The sequence below is a fragment of the Actinoallomurus sp. NBC_01490 genome (assembly GCF_036227085.1).
In the GTDB taxonomy this organism is placed as follows: domain Bacteria; phylum Actinomycetota; class Actinomycetes; order Streptosporangiales; family Streptosporangiaceae; genus Actinoallomurus; species Actinoallomurus oryzae.
Window position 1 is genome coordinate 10,001,464 of the sequence record NZ_CP109433.1, and the last position, 21,566, is coordinate 10,023,029.

The 21,566-nt window shown below is 72.9% G+C and carries 21 protein-coding genes; 9 read left to right on the forward strand and 12 right to left on the reverse strand.

Annotated features, from left to right (window positions below; translation table 11 throughout):
* Nucleotides 1-74: 74 nt before the first annotated feature.
* From OG417_RS45890 to OG417_RS45905, 4 genes are all read right to left on the reverse strand, one after another.
* Nucleotides 75-1,805 carry an ABC transporter permease gene (locus OG417_RS45890; protein ID WP_329243435.1) on the reverse strand — a complete coding sequence of 577 codons (1,731 nt, stop codon included), beginning with the start codon at nucleotides 1,803-1,805 and terminating at the stop codon, nucleotides 75-77.
* Nucleotides 1,802-2,530, reverse strand: coding sequence for an ABC transporter ATP-binding protein (locus tag OG417_RS45895; RefSeq protein ID WP_329243438.1), 729 nt, complete (start codon nucleotides 2,528-2,530; stop codon nucleotides 1,802-1,804). Before OG417_RS45895 ends, OG417_RS45890 begins: the two co-directional genes overlap by 4 nt.
* The gene (locus OG417_RS45900; RefSeq protein WP_329243442.1) at nucleotides 2,527-3,030 is read right to left on the reverse strand and encodes a PadR family transcriptional regulator; all 504 of its coding nucleotides are present in this window, start codon (nucleotides 3,028-3,030) and stop codon (nucleotides 2,527-2,529) included. The genes OG417_RS45895 and OG417_RS45900 overlap by 4 nt, the downstream gene beginning before the upstream one ends.
* Before the next feature lie 112 nt (nucleotides 3,031-3,142).
* Nucleotides 3,143-3,826: a rhomboid family intramembrane serine protease gene (locus OG417_RS45905; protein ID WP_329243444.1), complete on the reverse strand. Its 684-nt coding sequence runs from the start codon at nucleotides 3,824-3,826 to the stop codon at nucleotides 3,143-3,145.
* A gap of 121 nt (nucleotides 3,827-3,947) precedes the next feature.
* Between OG417_RS45905 and OG417_RS45910 the strand changes: the two genes are divergently transcribed.
* Entirely contained in the window at nucleotides 3,948-6,848 is a 2,901-nt protein-coding gene (locus OG417_RS45910) for a helix-turn-helix transcriptional regulator (protein WP_329243447.1), read from the forward strand.
* Nucleotides 6,849-6,859: 11 nt separating this feature from the next.
* Here the strand turns inward: OG417_RS45910 and OG417_RS45915 are convergent, their stop codons facing one another.
* Nucleotides 6,860-7,231, reverse strand: a complete 372-nt coding sequence (locus OG417_RS45915) for an OsmC family protein (RefSeq protein WP_329243450.1) — start codon at nucleotides 7,229-7,231, stop codon at nucleotides 6,860-6,862.
* A 416-nt stretch (nucleotides 7,232-7,647) separates the two neighbouring features.
* The gene (locus tag OG417_RS45920; RefSeq protein ID WP_329243452.1) at nucleotides 7,648-7,917 is read right to left on the reverse strand and encodes a hypothetical protein; all 270 of its coding nucleotides are present in this window, start codon (nucleotides 7,915-7,917) and stop codon (nucleotides 7,648-7,650) included.
* A 184-nt stretch (nucleotides 7,918-8,101) separates the two neighbouring features.
* Here OG417_RS45920 and OG417_RS45925 point away from each other — a divergent pair, with 184 nt between their 5' ends.
* The 3 genes from OG417_RS45925 to OG417_RS45935 are packed head-to-tail and all read left to right on the forward strand — an operon-like array spanning nucleotide 8,102 to nucleotide 11,590.
* Nucleotides 8,102-8,260: a hypothetical protein gene (locus OG417_RS45925; RefSeq protein ID WP_329243455.1), complete on the forward strand. Its 159-nt coding sequence runs from the start codon at nucleotides 8,102-8,104 to the stop codon at nucleotides 8,258-8,260.
* A 6-nt stretch (nucleotides 8,261-8,266) separates the two neighbouring features.
* Entirely contained in the window at nucleotides 8,267-11,155 is a 2,889-nt protein-coding gene (locus tag OG417_RS45930) for an ATP-binding protein (protein WP_329243458.1), read from the forward strand.
* 42 nt (nucleotides 11,156-11,197) lie between these two features.
* Nucleotides 11,198-11,590 (forward strand): nuclear transport factor 2 family protein, encoded by a 393-nt coding sequence (locus OG417_RS45935; protein ID WP_329263033.1) that lies wholly within the window; start codon nucleotides 11,198-11,200, stop codon nucleotides 11,588-11,590.
* 8 nt (nucleotides 11,591-11,598) lie between these two features.
* Here the strand turns inward: OG417_RS45935 and OG417_RS45940 are convergent, their stop codons facing one another.
* Nucleotides 11,599-12,399 carry a class I SAM-dependent methyltransferase gene (locus tag OG417_RS45940; RefSeq protein ID WP_329243460.1) on the reverse strand — a complete coding sequence of 267 codons (801 nt, stop codon included), beginning with the start codon at nucleotides 12,397-12,399 and terminating at the stop codon, nucleotides 11,599-11,601.
* Between the two features lie 202 nt (nucleotides 12,400-12,601).
* On the opposite strand from OG417_RS45940, the gene OG417_RS45945 reads away from it, so the two are divergent.
* From OG417_RS45945 to OG417_RS45955, 3 genes are all read left to right on the forward strand, one after another.
* The gene (locus OG417_RS45945; protein WP_329243464.1) at nucleotides 12,602-13,123 is read left to right on the forward strand and encodes a hypothetical protein; all 522 of its coding nucleotides are present in this window, start codon (nucleotides 12,602-12,604) and stop codon (nucleotides 13,121-13,123) included.
* Nucleotides 13,124-13,219: 96 nt separating this feature from the next.
* The gene (locus tag OG417_RS45950; RefSeq protein WP_329243466.1) at nucleotides 13,220-13,894 is read left to right on the forward strand and encodes a response regulator transcription factor; all 675 of its coding nucleotides are present in this window, start codon (nucleotides 13,220-13,222) and stop codon (nucleotides 13,892-13,894) included.
* 29 nt (nucleotides 13,895-13,923) lie between these two features.
* Nucleotides 13,924-15,273, forward strand: coding sequence for a sensor histidine kinase (locus tag OG417_RS45955; protein WP_329243469.1), 1,350 nt, complete (start codon nucleotides 13,924-13,926; stop codon nucleotides 15,271-15,273).
* Here OG417_RS45955 and OG417_RS45960 read toward each other — a convergent pair.
* The gene (locus tag OG417_RS45960; protein ID WP_329243472.1) at nucleotides 15,163-15,795 is read right to left on the reverse strand and encodes a TMEM175 family protein; all 633 of its coding nucleotides are present in this window, start codon (nucleotides 15,793-15,795) and stop codon (nucleotides 15,163-15,165) included. The two genes, OG417_RS45955 and OG417_RS45960, sit on opposite strands and share 111 nt — an antisense overlap.
* 72 nt (nucleotides 15,796-15,867) lie before the next feature.
* On the opposite strand from OG417_RS45960, the gene OG417_RS45965 reads away from it, so the two are divergent.
* The gene (locus OG417_RS45965; RefSeq protein WP_329243475.1) at nucleotides 15,868-17,754 is read left to right on the forward strand and encodes an acyl-CoA dehydrogenase family protein; all 1,887 of its coding nucleotides are present in this window, start codon (nucleotides 15,868-15,870) and stop codon (nucleotides 17,752-17,754) included.
* Nucleotides 17,755-17,815: 61 nt separating this feature from the next.
* Here the strand turns inward: OG417_RS45965 and OG417_RS45970 are convergent, their stop codons facing one another.
* A complete protein-coding gene (locus OG417_RS45970; protein WP_329243478.1) occupies nucleotides 17,816-18,643 on the reverse strand; it encodes an alpha/beta fold hydrolase in 828 nt (275 codons plus the stop codon).
* Nucleotides 18,644-18,692: 49 nt separating this feature from the next.
* On the opposite strand from OG417_RS45970, the gene OG417_RS45975 reads away from it, so the two are divergent.
* Nucleotides 18,693-19,244, forward strand: a complete 552-nt coding sequence (locus tag OG417_RS45975) for a CGNR zinc finger domain-containing protein (RefSeq protein ID WP_329243480.1) — start codon at nucleotides 18,693-18,695, stop codon at nucleotides 19,242-19,244.
* Between the two features lie 28 nt (nucleotides 19,245-19,272).
* Here OG417_RS45975 and OG417_RS45980 read toward each other — a convergent pair whose 3' ends face one another.
* From OG417_RS45980 to OG417_RS45990, 3 genes are read right to left on the reverse strand one after another with little or no spacing between them, the layout of a single operon-like run.
* Nucleotides 19,273-19,629, reverse strand: coding sequence for a MerR family transcriptional regulator (locus tag OG417_RS45980; RefSeq protein WP_329243483.1), 357 nt, complete (start codon nucleotides 19,627-19,629; stop codon nucleotides 19,273-19,275).
* A 55-nt stretch (nucleotides 19,630-19,684) separates the two neighbouring features.
* Entirely contained in the window at nucleotides 19,685-20,341 is a 657-nt protein-coding gene (locus OG417_RS45985; protein ID WP_329243487.1) for a response regulator transcription factor, read from the reverse strand.
* 1 nt (nucleotide 20,342) lies between these two features.
* Nucleotides 20,343-21,524, reverse strand: a complete 1,182-nt coding sequence (locus OG417_RS45990) for a sensor histidine kinase (protein WP_329243491.1) — start codon at nucleotides 21,522-21,524, stop codon at nucleotides 20,343-20,345.
* Between the last annotated feature and the right edge of the window lie 42 nt (nucleotides 21,525-21,566).

A 21,566-nucleotide genomic window follows, 5' to 3' on the forward strand; every position in this document is an offset into this window, starting at 1 on the left:
ACTCATCTCCCGCCCGAACCGACCGCTCGGGCAGGAGATCCTCGCCCGCCGCCCACGGTCGCCGCAACGGGTTTTCACTCGGCGGCCAGCACCCGGGCGATCGGTCGCCGGCAGACCACGCGGATCGGGACGGCGGTGAGAGCGGCCACGACGAGGAGCGCGCCGGGCACGACCAGGGGCAGCCGGGCGTACGGGATGAGGATCGACCCGGCGGCGCCGCCCGCCGTACGCGCGGCGTAGTAGATGGCCAGGCCGAGCGGGATGCCGAGCAGCGACGCCCCGAATGCCGGCAGCAGCTGTGCCGCCGACAGGCCGAAGGTGACCTGCCGCGGCGTCGCGCCCAGCGTGCGCGCCAGGCCCGCGAAACGCTGCGCGTCCAGCGACGTCGCCCAGGCGATCAGCACCGCGTTCACGGCGGCGAGCGCGAGCAGCGCCAGGGTCAGCGCCAGCACGACCTGACTGACCTGCTCGGTGACCGGGTTGTCCGCGCCCGGGACGAACCCGGGCCCGGCCAGCCGGGCGTCCTTGCGGGCGATGTCGCCGTGCAGGGCGATCGCGGCGACTACCATCGCGACCGTGAGCGCGAGACTCGCCGTCGCCAGGATCACCCGGCGCGGGCGGCGCGCCGCGACGCGTACGCCGAGCAGGAACGGCACCGGCAGCCGGGCCGACAGCGCGATCAGCAGCGGTGAGCGGCGCGGTGTCCGCCGGGGACCCGACAGGGCCCGTACGGTCGTCGTCCGGGCGCCGCGGATCGCGGGGAACACCGTCGCCGCGCCCGTCACGACCACCGCCACCAAGGCCACGACCAGCGCCGACGCGACCGTCAGGTGCGGGGATCCGGCGGGCAGCAGCCCGCTGCTCGGCCGTACGAGCAGCGGCGCCGCCGCCCGGCCGGCGACCAGTCCGGCGGCGGTCGCGGCCAGCGCGAGCAGGACGTGCTCGGCCAGCAGCACCACCGCGACGAACCGGGGTGAGGCCCCGACCGCCTTGAGCAGGCCGACGCGCCGGGTCTGGTCGGCGAGGCGTCCACCGACGAGCACGGCCACGCAGGCGACGCCGAGCAGCGCGAGCGCCCAGGTGCCGGTGAGCAGGGCACTGTCGACGAGATGCAGTTCCGCGGTCGCGTACGCGCCCATGTCCTGCCAGGAGCGGACGCCCCGGTGCGCCGCCGCGAAGGCCGGCGCGGCCGCGGGGTCGGCCAGCCGCAGCGGCATCACCTGCGCCGTCGGCGTGCCGATCCGTCGCAGGTCCGCCCGCGTGACCCAGATCAGACCCGGCGTGGAGGACGGGTACGGGACGCGGCCCGCGCTGACCGCGATCCCGGCGACGCGGAAACGGTGGCCGGAGATCGTGATCTCCTCACCCGGCCGTACGCGCAGGGCGCCGGCGAAGGCGCGTTCGACCACGGCTCCCCCGCGGCGCACCCAGGACCCGGCGGTGACCTGGGGACGGTCGACCGCTCCCGGATCGGTGTCCCGCCCCTGCACGGAGGCGTCGACGCGGATGTCACGGACGCGCAGGCCGCCGGAGACGACCGGGTACGGGCCGCCCGACGCCGTCACGCCGGGCGCGTGCGCGAGCCGCGTGAGCGAGGCCGCGTGGTCCGCGGTCGCCACCGCGTCCGGACCGGCGGTGGCGGCGCGCGTACGATCCCAGGGCCGGTCGGCGACGCCGCGTACGGTCAGGCCCAGCGTGAGTGTGGTGGTCGTCGCCGCGATGGCGATGAGCAGCAGGAACGCCTCGGCACGGCGGTGGCGCAGGTCGCGCAGCGCCAGCCGGGCCACCAGGGTGATCACACTCACGAGCCCTCCAGCCCGGCCAGGGTGCCGAGGCCGCCGCCTCCGCCGTTCAGCCGGGTCTCACCGGCGAGCACGCCGTCGCGCATGGTGATCACGCGGTCGGCGGTGGCGGCGGTCCGCGAGTCGTGCGTGACGATGACGAGAGTCTGGCCCTCGGCGCGCAGCGATCCGAAGAGCCGCAGCACCGCGGCGGTCGCCGCGCTGTCGAGGTTGCCGGTCGGCTCGTCGGCCAGGACGACGAGCGGGCGGCCGATGAGCGCGCGGGCCACCGCGACCCGCTGCCGCTGCCCGCCGGACAGCGCCGCGGGCAGGTGAGTGGCCCGGTCGGCCAGCCCGACGCGTTCCAGGAGCGCGGACGCCCGCCGCCGTGCCGTACGCGGCGGCACTCCGGCGAGCAGGGCCGGCAGTTCGACGTTCTCCCGCGCGGTGAGCTCATCGACGAGGTGGAACGCCTGGAAGACGAAGCCCAGGGCCTTGCGCCGCATGCGGCTCAGGTCGGTCTCCGACATGCGATCGAGCCGCCGGTTCGCCAGGTGCACCTCGCCGCCGGTGGGCCGTTCGAGCCCGCCGAGCAGGTGCAGCAGGGTCGACTTGCCGCAGCCGCTCGGCCCGACGATCGCGACGGTCTCGCCGGGCCGCACCTCCAGATCGACCTCGTCGACCGCGCGGACCAGCCCCGCGTCCCGGCCGTACTCCTTGCGCAGCCTCACGGCCCGCAGCACCGTCATTTCGACTCCCAGTAGTGGGCGCAGGCGTCCAGCCAGCGCAGATCGGCCTCGAGCCGGAGGACGACGCCTTCGAGGAGCAGCGCCGCGGCCGAACCCTCGGGCTCCGCGAGCGCGGCCCGCTGTGCGTCGGCCAGCCGGCGCAGCAGCTCGCGGCGCTGGAGGTCGACGAGCTCCACCGGATCGGCCAGGCGGGCCGCGGCGGCCGCGATCAGCTTGAGATGGAACTCGGTCGGCCGGTTCCAGCTCACGTCCGCGAGCCAGGTCCGTACGCGCTGCTGGCCCTCGGCCGTGAGCGCGTAGACCTTGCGGTCGGGGCGGTCGGCCTGGCCGACGTGCTCGGCGGTGACCATCCCCGCCTTCTCCAGGCGCGTCAGGGTCACATAGACCTGCCCGGCGTTGAGCGCGTCGCGGAGCGGCCCGAGGGCCTCGTGGAGCCGGGCCCGCAGCTCGTAGCCGTGGGAGGGCTCCTTGGCGAGCAACGCGAGTACGACGTCCTGCACGGCAATCACCTCTAACGGTTAGCTACATAGGTAACGGTTAGCTGCGGCGGGCGTCAAATCGGGACGGCCGCCGGCGCGACACGCGTCGCCGGCGGCCGGAGAGGGCACGCGGTCAGGCGGTGACCGGATTCCGGCGGCGTACGGGCAGGACGAGAGCGACGGCGACCACCAGCCCGGCCAGCAGCGCGACGCCGTGGATGTTGCGGACCGCGGTCAGGGCCACGCCCGCGACCAGCGCGCCGGCCGCCGTCCAGCGGCCCACGGCGACACCGCGCTCGGCCGCGACCCTGGCGGCCATCGCCGCCACGAGACCGATCACCAGCAGCGGGAACCAGGCGGTGGCCAGCAGCGCGGCGCACCACAGCAGCACGATCGTCGGGGCGAATCTCGGGAGACGTCCGTCACCCCGCCAGAGCGCCACCGCCGCGGCGCCGGCCAGACCGCAGATCGCGATGGAGTTCCCGCCGCCGTGCGGCTGCCAGGCGTAACCGGCGAACTCCCCCACCAGGCCGGCGGTGAAGTAGCACAGCAGCCAGCGCGACCGCGACACGGCCTGCTCCGCGACGGCGCCGACGAGGACGAGGAACAACAGGTTCGAGACCGTGCCCGCCACACCGCCGTCCTGCACGAAGAGCGAGGTACCGGTCCGCCACCAGTCGCCGTGCAGCCCGGCGGGGGCGCGTTCCAGGTGCGCGAGCATGCCGGGCACGAGGAACTGCGCCACGTTCGACAGCGCCGTGACACCGAAGACGACCGCCGTCACCAGGGGGAACCGCCGCAGACCGTGAGTTGTCATGCGACTCACTCTCCCCTCCGGCGGCGCGTGGCGGCAGAGCCATCGATCCACCTCCCGGCAGGACGAATGTCCGTACGCGGGACGGGCGCCGGCCCGGCGAGGGTCCGATATTAAGTCTGTTTTGTCCGACCTTGATGGCATCCTTGAGGACGTGCCCAACCAGCAGGGAATCAGTGCCGTCATGGTCGGCCGCGCCACCGAGCTGGCCTTTCTCGAGACCGCCCTGCGAGAGACGCCGGCCGCTCTGCTCGTGGGCGGCGAGGCCGGGGTGGGCAAGACACGCCTGATCCGCGAGTTTCTCGAGGCGGCGCGCCGCCGCCCCGGCGGGCCGCGCGTGCTCATCGGCGGATGTCTCCAGATCAGCTCCGAAGGCCTGCCGTTCGCGCCGTTCAGCGCGGCGCTGCGGCAGCTGGTCCGCGAGATCGGCGTCGACGGGGTGGCCGCCCTGCTGCCCGGCGGCTCGCCGGGCGGGCTGGCACGCCTGCTGCCGGAGTTCGGTGAGCCGGACACCGAGGCCGCCACGACCGAGGCGCGCACGCGCCTGTTCGACCACGTGCTGCTGCTGTTCGAGCGGCTGACGGAGCAGACGCCCGCCGTCCTGGTCATCGAGGACGCGCACTGGGCGGAGCGGTCAACGCGCGACCTGCTCAGCTACCTGATCCGCAACCTGCCGCCCGGCCTGCTGGTGATCGTCACCTACCGCTCGGACGAGTTGCACCGCGACCATCCTCTCCGGCCGCTGCTGGCCGAGCTCGGCCGGGCGGGCTGGGTCCGCCGCCTCGACCTCGACCGGCTGCCGCGCCGCGCCGTGGCCGAGCAGGCACAGGGCATTCTCGGCCGCAAGCCCGCCCCCCAACTGCTCGACGAGGTGTACGAACGCAGCGAGGGCAACCCGCTGTTCGTGGAGGCCCTGCTCGGCCGCGACGGTGAGATCAACTGCGAGCTGCCCGAGTCTCTCCGCGACCTGATCCTCGGCAGCGTGCAGCGGCTGCCCGAGGAGACCCAGGAGATCCTGCGTGTGGCCAGCGCGGGCGGCGACCGGGTGGAGCACGCGCTGCTCGCGGCGGTGAGCGGGCTCGACGACACCGGGCTGTCCCGGGTGCTGCGGCCCGCCGTGGCCGCGAACGTCCTCGTCGTGGACGGCGAGGCGTACGGCTTCCGGCACGCGCTGATGCGCGAGGCGATCCACGGTGACCTGCTGCCGGGTGAGCACACGCGCACGCACACGCGGTTCGCCGAGGCGCTGGAGGCCGACCCGTCGCTCGTGCCGCCGGGGCGCGTCGCCGCCGAGCGGGCCCACCACTGGTACTCCGCGCACGACACGACGTGGGCGCTGGTCAGCGCCTGGCAGGCCGCGCAGGTCGCCAAGGAGGCCACCGCCTACACCGAGTGGCTCCGGATGATCGACCGGGTCCTCACGCTGTGGGACCGGGTGCCCGACGCCGCCGAACGGCTCGGCGTCGGCCACACCGACGTGCTGGAGCGGGCCATCGAGGCCGCCGACCTGGCCGGTGAGACCGAACGCGGCGTCGCGTTCGCCCGCGAGGCGCTCAAGGAGATCGACGATCCGCTGCGGGCGGCGGCGGTGCTGGAGCAGCGGGGCCGCCTCAAGATCCGGCAGGGCCACCGCACCGCACTGGACGACCTGCGCGAGGCCGCGCGCCTCGTGCCCGTCGACCCGCCGAGCGTCACCCGCGCCCGCGTGCTGTCCACGCTGGCGCAGCACCTCTACCTGCTGCCGAACCGCGCCGAGGAGGCGCGGGAGCTGGCCTCGGAGGCGCTCGCGGTGGCCCGGGAGACCGGTGACGCCACGGTCGAGGCGCACGCGCTGACCACGATCGCTGCCTGCGACATCCCCGAGACCGAGGCCGAGCGTCACCTGGCCGTCCTGGCCGAGGCCGCGGAGGTCTACCGCCGGGGCGCCGACGACTCGGCGATGCTTCGCGTGGCCACCAACGAGTCGCACGTCCTGGAGAGCATCGGCGAGCACGAACGCGCCATCGAGGCCGCCCAGCGGGGCATCGCCCTGGCGCGCAAGCACGGGCAGGCCCGTACGTCCGGGGCGTTCCTCACCATCAACCTGGCCGAGCCGCTGCTCAACCTGGGCCGCTGGGACGAGGTCCTGGAGGTGACCGAGCACGCGCTGGAGCTGTCCCCGCCGCCGCTCACCCGGGCGTCGCTTCACGCCGCCCTCGGCGACATCGCGCTCGCCCGCGGCGACCTGGCCGGCGCCGCGCGGGCCGCCGCCGCACTCGACTCCGTCCTCGCGCCGACGTTCTCCCGCACGCAGGAGCTGTTCCCCTCCGTGTGCCTGCGGCTCGGCCTGACGGTGGCCGAGGGGGACCTGACCGCCGCGCTCGACGTCGTGGAGCAGGTGGTCGAAGAGCTGCATCCGTCGGTCAACGCCCGCTACGGCTGGCCGCTGATGGCCGGCGCGGCGCACGCCTGCGCCGAGGCGCCGGGCGAGCGTTCGGGCAAGCTGCTGGCCCGGCTGCGCGACGAGGCGAACAGGACTCCGGTGCACGGACGGCCGCAGCGCGCGCGGCAACTCGTGTTCGAGGCCGAGGCCGCACGCGCCGAGGGCCGGGACGGCCCTGAGCGGTGGGACGCCGCCGCGGCGGCCTGGGACGACCTCGGCGAGCCGTACCCGCTGGCCTACGCACTGTGGCGGGCGGCGGCCACGGACGGCGACCGCGACCGGGCCGCGCCCCGCCTCCGGCGCGCCGCCGAACTCGCCGACCGCCTCGGCGCCAGGCCGCTGCGCGAGCGGATCGAGGCGTCCGCCCGCCGGGCCCGCGTGCCGCTCGGCGGCCAGACCGGCGGTCCGTCCCTCGGCCTGACCCCGCGCGAGCTGGAGGTGCTGCGTCTCGTCGCCGAAGGCCGCAGCAACCGGGAGATCGCCGGGGAGCTGTTCATCTCGGCCAAGACCGCCAGCGTGCACGTGTCCAACATCCTGGCCAAGCTGGAGGTGTCCAGCCGCGGCGAGGCCGCCGCCACCGCCCATCGCATGGGCCTCGTCTGACGGCTCGGCGGTCAGGCGGGTTCGAAGACCAGCGGCTTGCTCAACGTCGAACGCACCGGCGAGCGCGCGATGCGCTCGGCGATCGCGGACCGGTGAGCCTCGAGGCCCGGGTCGAGGACCAGCTCGTACCGGAACCGCGTCTCCGACTCCTCGCGTTCCAGGAGCACCCGCACCCCGACCTCGGCATCGGCGATGCCGAGGTCGGCCAGCGCCATCCGCGCCGAGATGGTCATGCACGTGGCCAGCGCGGCCTCCAGCAGTTCGTGCGGCCGCATTCCCGCCGAGCCGCCGACGCCCTCCTTGAGCGTGTCGGCGACGCCCTCGTTACCGCCCGCCCGGAACCTCACCTGCCAGGGCTTCGCAAGCGCCGCGGCCTCGACCATCGCTGTCACCTCGTCATACCAAGAACCCGACCTGCCGTGATCATAACCAACCGGTTCATACTCTGAGAAATAGTGTCCATATAATGGGCATTCTCCTCGGGGATCCCCGGCCAGGCTCGAGGTGGCCGGCCGCGGCGAGGCCGCCGCCCACCGCACAAAGCCCGGTGTGATCGGACCTCATTTCCCCTTCACGCTGGTCGTCCCCGCGCCCTCCGCCAGAACGGACGGGAGCCCCCGAGGCGGGACGTAGGTGGCGAACTGCCACAGCGTAATGCCGGTGAAAAAGCGGTAGAAGCGCTTGCGGCCGAACCCGGTGTAGTCCCCGCTCACCGTGAGCCAGTTACCCTTTTGAACCGCCGTGTAGCTTTCCGATTTGGTGGCGATGTTCAGGACCAGCGCCCCGCCGTCGGCCGTCTTCAGCGCGTACGGATACGCTGGTAGAAAGCCAGGTAGATCTCGAGCATCGGACCGGTCTGGTTGGAGCGCAGCAGCGCGTCGGAAAGCTGTGCGTTCGCCTGATTGATCCCCTTTGTGTAGCGGTCGAGGATGGTGCGGGCCTGCGCCTCCGTCAGCACTCCATCCGCAGGCGAGGCACTCCGCGACGGTGAAACCTCGCCGGCACCACCACCGCATCCGGCGATGAGCGAACCGGCGATGGCGACCCCCGTGATGACCCGAAAAAGCATGCTTGCCCCCATGGCTTACCAAATTGGCAAATAAGCGTCAGGATCATAGCTGAGATGTGCCTCTGAGGACCTCTTAGACCGACTCACCCCGGATCGGCGCCGTGGATAGGGCATACGCCGGATGTGGGGGTACGCGCCTTACGGCGACAGTGGACGGTGTCGGAACAAAGAGCAGGAGGACACCATGCATCCCGAGATCGTCCGGGCCCTGATGACGACGCGTGTCCATGACGACCACCGGACCGCCGCGGCCTGGCGGTGGCGTGCCCGCGTACGCCGCCGTCCCCGCGCCCTGTCCCGTTATCCGCGCCCGCGTCCCGTCTGGTCGACCAAGACCGCATAAGTCGCCATGACTGGCATGCTGGAGGACGTGCGCGCACATGAGGTGAGCCCCGCCTTCGTGGGGCGGGAGCCCGAACTCACCACGCTGACCGACGCCTTCGAGCGCGCCCGTGCGGGCGATCCCGGCGCGGTCCTGCTCGGTGGCGAGGCCGGCGGCGGCAAGACCCGCGTGGTCGGCGAGTTCGCCCAACGCGTGCGGAGTGACGCGCACGTCCTCGTCGGCGGCTGCCTCGAACTCAGCACGGCCGGCTTCCCGTACGCGCCGTTCACCGCGGCGCTGCGCCAGCTCGTACGGGAGGCCGGCGCCGCGGAGATCGCCGCCCTGATGCCGCGGGACGGCGCACGCGACCTGGCCCGGCTGCTGCCGGAGTTCGGCGAGCCGCCCGCCGACCGCGACCCGGACAGCGCGCGGGCCCGGCTGTTCGAGCAGATGCTCGCGCTGCTCGAACGCCTGGCCGAGCGCCGTCCCCTCGTCCTTGTCATCGAGGACGCGCACTGGGCGGACCGGTCAACCCGTGACCTGCTGGTCTTCCTCCTCCGCAACCTGCTGCACACCGCCGTGCTGGTGATCGTCACGTTCCGCTCCGACGAGTTGCACCGCGGCCATCCGATGCGGCCGGTGATCGCCGAGCTCGAGCGGTTCGAAGGCGTGATCCGGCTCGACCTGCCCCGCCTGACCCGGACGGAGACGGCCGCCCAGCTCGCCGGCATCCTCGGCCACGCTCCGGATCCCAGAATCGTCGAGATGGTCTACGAACGCAGCTCCGGCATCCCGCTGCTCGTCGAGGCCACCGCCGAGCACCCCGCCTCCGGGATGCCCCAGTCCGTACGCGACCTCGTGCTGGCCGACGTCAACCGGCTGCCCGAGAACACCCAGGACCTGCTGCGCCTCGCCAGCACCGGCGGCGTACGGTTCGGGCACGCGCTGCTCTCCACGGTCTCGGGCCTGGACGACACGGCCCTGTCGTCGGCGCTGCGGCCCGCGGTCGACGCGAACGTCCTCGTCGCCGACGCGCAGGCGTACGCCTTCCGGCACGCGCTGATCTGGGAGGCGATCCACGACGAGCTCCTGCCCGGCGAGCACACCCGCGCGCACCGCCGGTTCGCCGAGGCGCTGGAGGCCGATCCGTCCCTGAGCCTGGCCGGGCGCCCCGCCGTCGAGATCACGTCGCACTGGGTCCGCGCGCACGACCACGAGCGCGCGCTGCCCTCCGCCTGGCGTGCGGCGCGGGAGTCGGCCTCCGCGTTCGCCTACGCCGAACAGCTCCAGCTGCTCGAACGCGTGCTGGAGCTGTGGGACCGCGTGCCCGACGCCGAGGAGCGGATCGGCACCGACTACGTCGACGTGCTCCGGCGCGCGGCGCAGGCCGCCGACGCCTGCGGCGAGCCCGAGCGCGGCCTGGCGTTCGTCCGCGCGGCCCTCGCCGACCTCGACGAGCGGACCGATCCCGAGCGCGTCGCGCTGCTGCTCCGCCGGCGCGCCTGGCTCACCCTCGTGCTGGGCCGTACGGGCGGTCTGGAGGACCTGCGCCGGGCGCAGAGCCTGGTGCCGGAGGCATCGGTCGCACGGGCGGAGGTGCTGGCGCTGCTCGGTCGTACGCTGGCGTTCCTCGGCCGCCACGACGAGGCACGCCCGATCAACGAGGAGACCCTCGCGCTGGCGGACCGGTTCGAGGACGACTGCATCGCGGCCGGCGCCCTGAACAACCTCGCCATCTCCGAGTCGGTCGCCGGCCGGTTCGACGCTGCGCTGGACCTGCTGGAGACCGCGCGTACGCGGGCCGAGCGCGCCCACGACGGCGGATCGGTGCTCCGGTCGATGGTGAACACGACCGACGCCCTGGAGGCGAGTGGCCGGTCCGAGGCGGCGCTCGCGACGGCGCAGCAGGCGCTCTCGCGGGCCGACGCGCTCGGCCAGGCGCGTACGCAGGGCATCTTCGCGTCGAACAACCTGGCGGAGGCGCAGATCTCCCTCGGGCGCTGGGACGACGCGGTCGAGACGTTCGAGCGGGCCATGGAGCTCGCACCGACGCCCGGCCTGCGCGTACAGCACCTGGTCAACCGGGCCCAGATCGCCGTCGCCCGGGGCGAGAGCGACGTCGCGGCCCGGATCGTGGAGGAGCTGCGGGCGCTGGCCGCCGCCGACGACCCGTACCCGCAGCAGGTGCTGCCGCTGGCCTGCCTGGTCATCGAGTGGCGGCTGGCCGAGGGCGACGTGCCGGGCGCGATCGAGGCCACGAACCGTGCCATCGCCGAGCACGACCTGAACCAGGACGTACGGCACACCTGGCCGGTCCTCGTCGCGGCCATGCGGACCTGTGCCGAGCGGCGCGACGAGGCCCTCGCGGAGGAACTGCGCGCCATCGCCGCGGCGACCGCGGCGTACGGCCCGGTGATGGAGGCGCGGCGCGCCGTGTTCGACGCCGAGTCCGCTCGGGTGGAGGGCGTCGTCGACCGGTCGCGGTGGGCCGCCGCCGCGGCGGCCTGGGAGGCGCTGAACCACCCGTACCCGCTGGCGTACGCGCTGGCGCGCTCGGCCGAGGCCGCGGTGGCCGACGGCCGGCGGGACGAGGCGTCGTCGCTGGCCGGCCGGGCCGCGTCGCTCGCCGACCGGCTGGGCGCCCGGCCGCTGCGCGCCGAGATCGACCGGCTGGCGCGGCGGTCGCGGCTGACCGTGGCGGGCTCGGCGGCGGGCTCGCCGGCCCTGGGCCTGACCCCGCGCGAGCAGGAGGTGCTGCGCCTGGTCGCGGAGGGGCGCAGCAACCGTGACATCGCCGAGGAGCTGTTCATCTCGGCGAAGACGGCGAGCGTGCACGTGTCGAACATCCTCGGCAAGCTGGGCGTGGCCAGCCGGGGCGAGGCGGCCGCCACCGCCCACCGCCTGCGCCTGGCCTAAGGTCTGTCTCGCACACAGCCGAAAAGATGAGCAGGGGTGGCCATGCATCCGTTCCGCCAGGCCGTCGAGGCCGGTGACCTCGCCGCGATCGAGCCGCTCTTCGCCGAGAACGCGGTGTTCAACAGCCCGGTCGCGTACCGGCCGTACACGGGCCGGGCGATCGTCGTGGCGATCGTCCGCGGCGCCGCGCGGGTGTTCGAGGACTTCCGCTACGTACGGGAGATCACCGGCGCGGACGGCCGTGACCACGCCCTGGAGTTCCGGGCGTCGGTGAACGGCAGGCAGGTCCACGGCTGTGACTTCCTGCACCTGGACGACGACGGCCTCATCGACGAGCTGACGGTCATGGTGCGACCGCTGTCGGGCACGAACGCGCTCGCCGAGGCGATGGGCGCGCAGTTCGACCGCATCACGCAGGAGGCGACGAACGCCTGAGCGGCGGGCTACTCCGGGACGCGGGCGACGCAGAAGACCGTCTGGCCGAACGGCGGCCGGATGACCTTCTCGATGGCCCGGGTGGCCGGGACGACCGTACGGTCGTAGATCTTGACGAGCTTCGGGTCGGGGTAGCCGGCGCCGCCGCGGCGGACCGCAGCCCACCAGGCGATGCCGCCGAGGAAGTTGATCGGCTTGAGCACGTCGATGTCGAGCCCCGCGCCGGTGACCGTGGCCTGGAGCGTCTTCGGGGTGTAGCGGGTGACGTGGCCGACCTTGCGGTCGAAGTCGCCGTAGAGCTGCATGTAGCCCGGGACCCAGATCACGATGCGGCCGCCCGGCTCGACCACGGCGGCGAGGTCCTTCAGCGCCTGGACGTCGTCCTTGATGTGCTCCAGGACGTTCATCATGACGACCGTGTCGACCTTGCGCTTGATCTTGATCTCGGCGGGCAGCGCCAGGTCGAGCACCTCGACGTCGTCCCGGCCGGCGTAGCGCTTGGTGAGCTGCTCGACGCAGTAGGAGTCGTTGTCGCTGACGACGAGGTAGTCGAGCCGGCCGGCGAACTGCTCGGAGAAGTGGCCGAGCCCCGAGCCGACCTCCAGCAGCGACTTTCCGACGTGCGGCGAGACCATGTCGTACTCGTACTGCCGGTAGTTGCGGGCCTCGTCACCGCCGAGGTGGTTCTCCAGTTGTCCCTCACCGGCGGCGGGCTGGTGCTCGCCGTCGAAGGTCTCCGGGGTCTCCCGGCGGCTGCCGAGCAGCCCGAGGAGCGTGCTGGCGACGGAATTCTTCTTGGCCTCTGGCATGCGATCACTCGCTGATGTCGACGATTTCGTTGGCCCCGGCAACGGCAACGGGCGCGCGTCAGTCTATCCACAGCGAGCACCCCGGCCGTACGACTCGCGCCGTTCCGCCGCTCCCTGCAAGGTTCCTGACGGTTCCCAGCGAACTCCCATAATTCTCCATCTCGCCTCTGAACGGCGTCGGGTTCAGTGGGAGGCGTCATTCATGAAGGGACATCAGGTGAACAAGAAGGTTCTCGGTGGCGTTTCCGCCCTGGCGATCGGCGTGGTGGGCACCGGTGTCTACCTCGCGGTCCCGGCCTCCGCGGGCTCGACGCAGGCCGTGCCCGCCGCGGCCTCCAGCCGGCCCAAGGCGAACGCCGAGCAGCGCCGGCAGGCCCGCAAGGCGCTGCGCCGCCGGGCCGGCGTGCACGGCGACGCGACGGTCCGTACCAAGAAGAACGGGTTCGTCCAGGTGACCTGGCAGCGCGGCGTGCTCACCGCCAAGAGCGGAGACGGCTTCACCGTGCGCAGCCTCGACGGCACGACCTGGCAGTGGCAGACGGGCAAGGGCACGAAGTTCCACAAGGACGGGCAGAAGGCGGACCTGTCCAAGCTGGCCGTGAACGACTTCGTCGTCGTCTTCGGCCGGGCCGGGGCGGGCGGCAGCCGTACCGCGGGCCGGGTGTTCGCGCCGAAGAAGGTGCCGGCCAAGGCGACCCAGTCGCCCACGCCGCAGCACAGCTGACCTCAGCGGGCGGGTGACGCCTCCGGTGACCGTCACCGGAGGCGTCACGCGCTCCCGCGGCCCGCGGCCCGCGTACAGGCGCGATGATGGGACTCGATGGAGAATCCGCGCATACTCGTCGTCGACGACGAGCCGAACATCCGCGACCTCGTGGAGGTCGCGCTGCGTTTCCACGGCTTCGCGGTGACCACGGCCGCCACGGGCGACGAGGCGCTCAAGCGCGCCCGGGACGCCGGCCCGCAGCTCATCGTGCTCGACGTCATGCTCCCCGACCTCGACGGGTTCGAGGTGTGCCGGCGGCTGCGGAGCCGCGGTGACGAGACGCCCGTCATCTTCCTCACCGCGCGCGACACCCCGACCGACACCGTCACCGGTCTCACGCTGGGCGGCGACGACTATGTCACCAAGCCGTTCTCGGTGGACGCGCTGGTCGCCCGGGTCCGCGCCGTGCTGCGGCGCTCCGGGCGCGAGCCGGCCGACGAGATCCTCCGCGTGGCCGATCTGGAGCTGGACGAGGCCCGCTGGACCGTGCGCCGGGCGGGCGCAGCGATCGAGCTGTCGCCCACGGAGTTCCGGCTGCTGGCCTACCTCATGCACCACCCCGGACGGGTCCTGACGCGCGCCCAGCTGCTGGAGAACGTCTGGGGCTGGGAGCACTCGTCCTCCTCCCCCGTCGTCGAGACCTACGTCAGCTACCTGCGCCGCAAGATCGGCCCGGACCTGATCCACACGCAGCGCGGCGTCGGGTACGCGCTGCGGCCCCCGTCGTGAAGTCGCTCAACGCACGTCTCATGGCGGGCATGCTGGCGGTCACCGCGATCGGCATGGTTCTGATGGCGGTGGTCAGTACGGCGGCGCTGCGCGGTTACCTCATGCACCGGGTCGACGGCCAGCTCCAGGCGGTCCAGAGGAAACCCGCCCTGGCGCGGATGGGCGACAGCACGACCCCGGGACGCTACATCATCCTCAACATGGCGCCGGACGGGACCGTACGTGCGGTCAGCGGCGACGACCCGGACCCCTCGGCAGCACTCGACCAGGCGCGGCGCATGGGCCCGGGGATCTTCTTCGACGAGGCGGCCGGCGGCCGGCCGTTCGGGATGGGCGGCATGCGGGCGGTCGCCCGGGTGGGCCTGCGCGGGCACGTCACCGTCGTCGTCGCCCCGCTCGGCGACATCCGCGCGTCGCTGGCCTGGTTGATCGTGATCGAGCTGCTGACGACCGCGGTCATCCTGGGGGTGCTGGCGCTGCTCGGGCGCTGGCTGATCCGGCGCGGGCTCGCCCCGCTGTCCCGGATGGCCACCACGGCGCACGCGATCGCGAGCGGCGGCGACCTGCGCGCCCGTATGGAGGAGTCACCGTCGGAGGTGGGCCTGCTGGCGGGCGCGATCAACGTCATGCTCGGCCGGATCGAGCAGGCGTTCGTGGCGCGGGTGCGTTCGGAGGCGAAGGTGCGCGAGTTCGCCGCGGACGCCTCGCACGAGCTGCGCACCCCGCTGACGACCATCCGCGGCTACTCCGAGCTGTACGAGCAGGGCGCGGTCGACGCCGATGAGGCGATGCGCCGCATCTCGGCGGAGTCGGAGCGGATGCGGCGGCTGGTCGAGGAACTGCTCGAGCTGGCCCGTCTCGACAAGGGCTCCGCGCTGACGCGGGAGCACGTCGATCTGGCCGCCCTCGCCCGCGACGCGATCGCCGACGCCACGGCCGTGGAGCCGGAGCGCCCGCTGACGCTCGACGCTCCCGCGCACCTGTTCGCCCTGGCCGACGAGGGCCGGATCCGGCAGGTGCTCGCCAACCTGCTGGCCAACGTGCGCGCGCACACTCCGGCCGGGACGCCCGCGACCGTACGGCTGGCCGAGCACGCCGGGGCGGTGGTCATCGAGGTGGCCGACGAGGGCCCGGGGATGGCGCCGGAGGAGGCGGCGCGGGCGTTCGACCGGTTCCACCACGCGTCCGGCGGTGACGGCACCGGACTCGGGCTGGCGATCGTGGCCGCGATCGCGGCCGCGCACGGCGGGCGTGCGATGCTCCGGTCCTCACCCGGCGCCGGGACCGGCGTCCGGGTCGAGCTGCCGCGCGGCGGGCAGATGCTCGAAGGCGTAGTAGAGCGCGGTCAGCCCGAACAGGACCAGCGCGGCCAGCGGTGACACGAGCGCGATCAGCGTCGTGAGGACGTAGGCGACGAACCCGATGCCGAACCTCGGGATCGACCGGCGTACGGCCTCCTGCTCCAGCCGCGCGTCGAGCATGTCCCGGCGGAAGGCGACGTACCACCAGATCGTGGAGAAGCAGATCGACATCGCGATCATCAGCAGGCCGTACGCGACCATGACGGTCGTCGCGTCGCCGCCGCGCATGTGCTCGCCCAGCTCGTCGCCGATCACCTCGGTCAGGAACGGCACCACCGCCACGAACATGAGCAGCAGCAGGTTGAGCACGAGCAGAAGGCGATCGACGCGGACGACGTGGTTGAACAGTGTGTGGTGGTTCAGCCACATGATGCCGATGCTCAGGAAGCTGACCACGTACGCCAGGTAGGCGGGCCAGATCTCCACGAGCCGGTGCGAGAGCGGCCCTTCGCCGCCGGGCACCTTCAGCTCCAGTGCCAGCAGAGTGATCGCCACGGCGAACACTCCGTCACTGAAGGCCTCGGCCCGTTTCCCATCCATGTGGGCAGTTTGTCGCATGCCCTGGCTACTGGCGGGTAGAACTCAAGAGTAACTTACTGTGAGGTGATCTTCGTGACACACGTGGACGAACGCACCGCCCGCCGCGTGGCCGAGGAGGCCCGGCAGACGGAATGGGAACTTCCCAGCTTCGGCAAGGAACTCTTTCTCGGGGACTTCCGGCTGGACCTGATCCACCCGCACCCCGAGCCTTCGGAGAAGATGCGCCGCAAGGGGGAGGAATTCCTCTCCCGCGTGCGGGAGTTCTGCGAGACCAAGATCGACGCCCGGACCATCGAGCGTGAGTCCCGCATCCCGGACGAAGTGGTCAAGGGCCTGAAGCAGCTCGGCGCCTTCGGGATGAAGATCCCCGAGGAGTACGGCGGGCTCGGGCTCAGCCAGCTGTACTACAACCGGGCGCTGATGCTCTTCGGCTCCGCCCACCCCGCGGTCGGCGCGATGCTGTCGGCCCACCAGTCCATCGGCGTCCCGCAGCCGGTCAAGCTGTTCGGCAGCGAGGAGCAGAAACGCGCGTACCTGCCTCGCTGCGTGAACGAGATCAGCGCCTTCCTGCTGACCGAGCCGGACGTCGGCTCGGACCCGGCCCGGCTGCGCACGACCGCGACCCCGGACGGCGACGAGTACGTGCTGGACGGCGTCAAGCTGTGGACCACCAACGGTGTGGTCGCGGACCTGCTCGTCGTCATGGCCCGCGTGCCGAAGTCCGACGAGCACCGCGGCGGCATCACCGCCTTCGTCGTCGACGCGAACGCGGACGGCATCACGGTGGAGAACCGCAACGCCTTCATGGGCCTGCGCGGCATCGAGAACGGCGTGACCCGCTTCCACCGGGTGCGCGTACCCGCCACGAACCGGATCGGCAGGGAGGGCCAGGGTCTCAAGATCGCCCTGACCACGCTGAACACCGGCCGCCTGTCCCTGCCCGCCATGTGCGCGGGCGCGGCCAAGTGGAGCACGATGATCGCCCGCGAGTGGTCGAGCGCGCGGGTGCAGTGGGGCCGCCCGGTCGGCGAGCACGAGGCCGTCGCGTCCAAGATCTCCTTCATCGCCGCCACGTCGTACGCCCTGGAGGCGATGCTCGACCTGTCCAGCTCGCTCGCCGACGAGGAGCGCGGCGACATCCGGATCGAGGCGGCGCTCGCCAAGCTGTACGCCTCGGAGATGGGCTTCCTCATCGCCGACGAGCTCATGCAGATCCGCGGCGGACGCGGGTACGAGACGGCCGAGTCGCTGGCCGCGCGCGGCGAGCGCGGCGTGCCGGTCGAGCAGCTCGTCCGCGACATGCGCATCAACCGGATCTTCGAGGGCTCCTCGGAGATCATGCGGCTGCTGATCGCCCGCGAGGCCGTGGACGCCCACCTGTCGGTGGCCGGCGACATCATCGACCCCGAGGCGGACCTGCCGAAGAAGGCCGCGGCCGTCCGCAAGGCCGGCGGCTTCTACGCCAGGTGGCTGCCGACGCTCGTCACCGGCGCGGGGCAGCTCCCGACGTCGTACGCCGAGTTCGGCCCGCTGGCCAAGCACCTGCGTTACGTCGAGCGCGCCTCGCGCAAGCTGGCCCGGTCGATCTTCTACGCGGCCGGGCGGTGGCAGGGCAGGCTGGAGCGCAAGCAGGGCTTCCTCGGCCGCATGGTCGACATCGGCGCCGAGCTGTTCGCGATGAGCGCGGTCTGCGTCCGCGCGAAGACCGACGACCGGCCGGAGGCGTATGAGCTGGCCGACATGTTCTGCGCGCAGGCGCAGGTGCGGATCGGCGAGCTGTTCGACCGGCTGTGGCACAACACCGACGGCCTCGACGCCGCCTTCGCGCGACGCGTCATGGACGGCCGCTACGCCTGGCAGGAGGAGGGCGTAATGGACCCGTCCATCCCCGGCCCGTGGATCGCGGCGGCCGAACCGGGACCGTCGAAGGTCGACAACGCGCATCGCACGGTCGCCTAGCCGGTTCCGGCGTCTCCGAGCCCCGCTCGGCAGGGCCCGCTCCCCCCGCCGGGAGCGGGCCCTATCCGAGGAAGCGGTCAAGGTGCTCCAGCACCGCCTCGGGGCGCTCCTCGGCGAGGAAGTGCCCGCAGTCCTCGATCATCGCTCCGGTCACGTTCTCGGCGTAGTCGCGCCAGACCTCCACCGCGTCGATCCTCTGGAGGAAGCTGTGCTCGCCCCACAAGGCCAGCAGCGGCATGGTGAGCCTCCGGCCGTGGTCGGCGTCGTCGTGGGCGGCGTCGACCGGGAACGCGGCGCGGTAGTCGTCGAACCCGGCGCGCAGCGCGCCCGGCCGTTCGAACGCACGGACGTACTCGGCGATGTCCTCCTCCGGCAGCGGCACGTGGGACCAGTTGTCGATGAGGAAGCGCAGGTAGGCGCCGGGGTCAGCGCCGACGAGAAGCTCGGGCAGATCGGGCTGGAGATGGAAGAGCCAGTGCCAGGTGCCACGGGCGAGGTCCGCGTCCATCCGCCGCCACATCTCCCGCGTCGGGATGATGTCCATGACCACGAGCCGTTCGATGTCGCCCGGGTGGTCCAGCGCCCAGCGGTGCGCCACCCGCGCCCCGCGGTCGTGCCCGACGACGGTCGCCTTCTCGTGGCCGAGCCACCCGATGAGCTGGTGCAGGTCTTCGGCCCTGGTGCGCTTGTCGTGACCGTCGCGCGGCATGTCACTGCGCCCGTACCCGCGCAGGTCGGGGACCACGACGGTGTACGCGCGGCTGAGCGGGCCGACGAGATGGCGCCAGCAGTGCCCGGTCTGCGGCCAGCCGTGCAGCAGGACCAGGAGCGGGCCGGAGCCGGTGGACCGGTAGTACATCCGGATGCCGTTGACGGTCGCGATCGCCATATCTAACCCCTTTATACGGTTAGATGCAGTCTAACCCCATAATGGGGTTATGGGTGATTGGGTATGGGACGGCGGGCGGCTGAGCATCGACCTGCTGAACACCGTCCGCGACCGCGCGAAGGCCCCCCGGGAGACCCTGCTGACCCCCTCCGACCTGGCCGCCTGGCTTTCGGAGGCGGACCTGCTCGCGGGTGCACGCGTCGACGAACAGGCGCTGGGGAGCGCCCGCCGCCTGCGTGCGGCGATCGACACGCTGGCGTTCCCACCGGAACGCCCGGAGGCCTCGGCGGCCGAGGAGGCGGTGACGGTCGTCAACGCGATGGCGGCCCAGGCACCGGGCGGTCCGCGCCTGGCACGCGACGGCGACCGGCTGGTCGCGGTCCCGCCGGCGCCCTCGGTGGCCACCGCCCTGGCCCGCGTCGCGCTGGACGCCGTCGACCTGCTCACCGGGAACGAACTGGTGCGCGTCTGCGCGGCCCATGACTGCGGCATCCGCTTCGCGGACCGCTCCCCCGCGCGCAACCGCCAATGGTGCTCGATGCGGCGTTGCGGCAACCGCACCAAGGCACGCCGCCACTACACCCGTTCGAGCGGACGCTGAGCCCCACTGGCGGCCCGGTGCCCCGCGGTCAGATCGGGGGGACGCGGGACCTTCGCATCCGGGTCTGCCGTGACTCACGTTCGGTCAGGCGTTCCCAGGCCGCGTCGCGCTGGGCCTCCAGCTCGCGGACGCGCCGCTCCAGGGCCACGATGTGGCGGATGGCGGTGAGGGTGATGCCCTCCTGGGCCAGCTGGATGACGCGGCGGATACGGCCCAGCTCGTGGTGGGAGTAGCGGCGGTGCCCGCCCGGCGTACGGCTCGGGCGGACCACCTCGTAGGTGTCGAGACGGTGCAGGAATCGTGGTCGGGTACGGAGGATTTCGGCGGCCTGGCCTACCGTGTAGCGCGGCCGGTGTTCGTCTTCGGTGAGCATCGCGCGAGACATCGCAGCACGGTCCGCGCCCCGGTGCGGCCGGCACACGCCTGCGGTTGTGAGCTCTTTACCTGTCACGGGCCGGCCACGGGGCCGCGTCGCGGGCCAGGAGGGCCGCCTGGACGCGGTTCGCGCAGCCGAGCTTGGCCAGGATCCGGGTCATGTAGGTCTTGATGGTCGTCTCGCTCATGTGCAGCCGCCGGCCGATCTCGGCGTTCGACAGGCCCTCGCCCACCAGGCGTACGACGTCCGACTCGCGGGCGGTCAGCGCCGCCAGCCGTTCGGCCGCCTCCCGGCGGCGGTCCGTCGGGGTGACCATGCCGAGCACCGTGCGGGTCACGGCCGGGGACAGGTACGCGTCGCCGTCGTAAGCCGCGCGGACGGCGCGGACCAGCTCGTCGGGCCCGCAGTTCTTCAGCACGAACCCGGCCGTCTCACTCCGCAGGGCGCGCACGACGTTCGCCTCGGCGCCGAAGGAGGTGAGGACGACGCAGCGGACGCCGGGTGCCCGCCGGCGCAGCTCCTCGATCGCGCTCAGGCCGTCCATCACCGGCATGGTGATGTCGACCAGCGCCACGTCGATCCGGTGACGGAGCGCCGCCTCCACGGCCGCCCGGCCGTCCGCCGCCTCGGCGACCACCTCGATGCCGTCCGCCGAGCCGAGGATCGTGCGGATGCCCGCGACGATCAGCGGCTCGTCGTCGGCGACCAGGACCCGGATCACCTCAGCCCGCCCCCACCAGCATGCTCATCGGCAGGACCACGAACATGAGCGCCGCGGCGGCGAACCCGAGCAGGGCCGTACGCGCCGTACCCGGTACGGGCGTCTCGGCGTCCTCGCTCTCCGCCGCGAAGGGCAGCATCGCCACCAGCCGGAACTCCCCGTTCTCCGCCCGGTGGTCCAGGAATCCCCCGGCCGCCCGCACCCGCTCGTCCAGCCCGGTCAGGCCGTGGCCGGCGCCGTCCGCGACGTGGTCCGCGAGCGGGTTGACGACGGTCACCAGCAGGCCGTCCGGCTCCCAGGCGAGGTTCACCGCGACCGGCCGCCCCGGCGCGTGCCGGGACGCGTTGGTCAGGCCCTCCTCCACGACCCGGTACGCCGCCTGCTCCGCCTCCGCGTCGAGGGCACGCGGCTCTCCTTGCCGCCGGGACGTCACGGGCAGCCCCGCCGATCGGAACTCCGCCACGACCTCCTCGATCGCCGTGGCTCCGCGCGACCGGGCCCCCTCGCCCCGGAGCGTGCCGAGCAGCGCGTGCAGTTCGTCCACGGCGCCACCCGCCGCCGCGCCCAGCCGCCGGACCGCCTCGCGCTGCGACGGCGGCACCGACACCTCCAGCGCGGACGCCTGGATCGTCACCAGGCTGAGCCGGTGGCCGAGCGAGTCGTGCATGTCCCGCGCGATCCGCAGCCGTTCGCGCAGGCGCTCGCGTTCGGCGAGCAGCTCACGCTCCCGGCGGAGCCGGCGGTTGTTCCGGTCGAGCGCCGACAGCAGCCGCTCGTGCTGGGCGAGGTAGCGGCCGACGAGCAGCGGAAGGGCGACGAACACGGCGTACGCGCAGACGAGGCCCGGGATCAGCCGGGGCTCCGGGGGCCGGACCAGGAGCTTGCCGCCCAGGCCGCCGAGCGCCACCCCGGCGACGACCGCCGTGCCGGTACGGGACACGATGCGGCGACCGGCCTGGTAGGCCGTCCACAGGAGCAGCGCGTACGCGCCGCCGGCCAGCACCACGAGTGCCAGCGCGACCGTGAAGGCGGCGGCCGGGAACCGCTGGGACAGCAGGACGACCAGCCCGAGCACGAGCGCGCAGAGCAGGATCCCCCACGGATGGAGGGCGTTCCCGTGCGCGGCGGCGAGCAGTGCCGTGTCCGCCGCGACCACGGCGGCGGCGAGGAGGTGTCGGCCCATGCGCAGCAGGCTACGTGCCCGGGAGCCGCGGCCGAGTGCCAT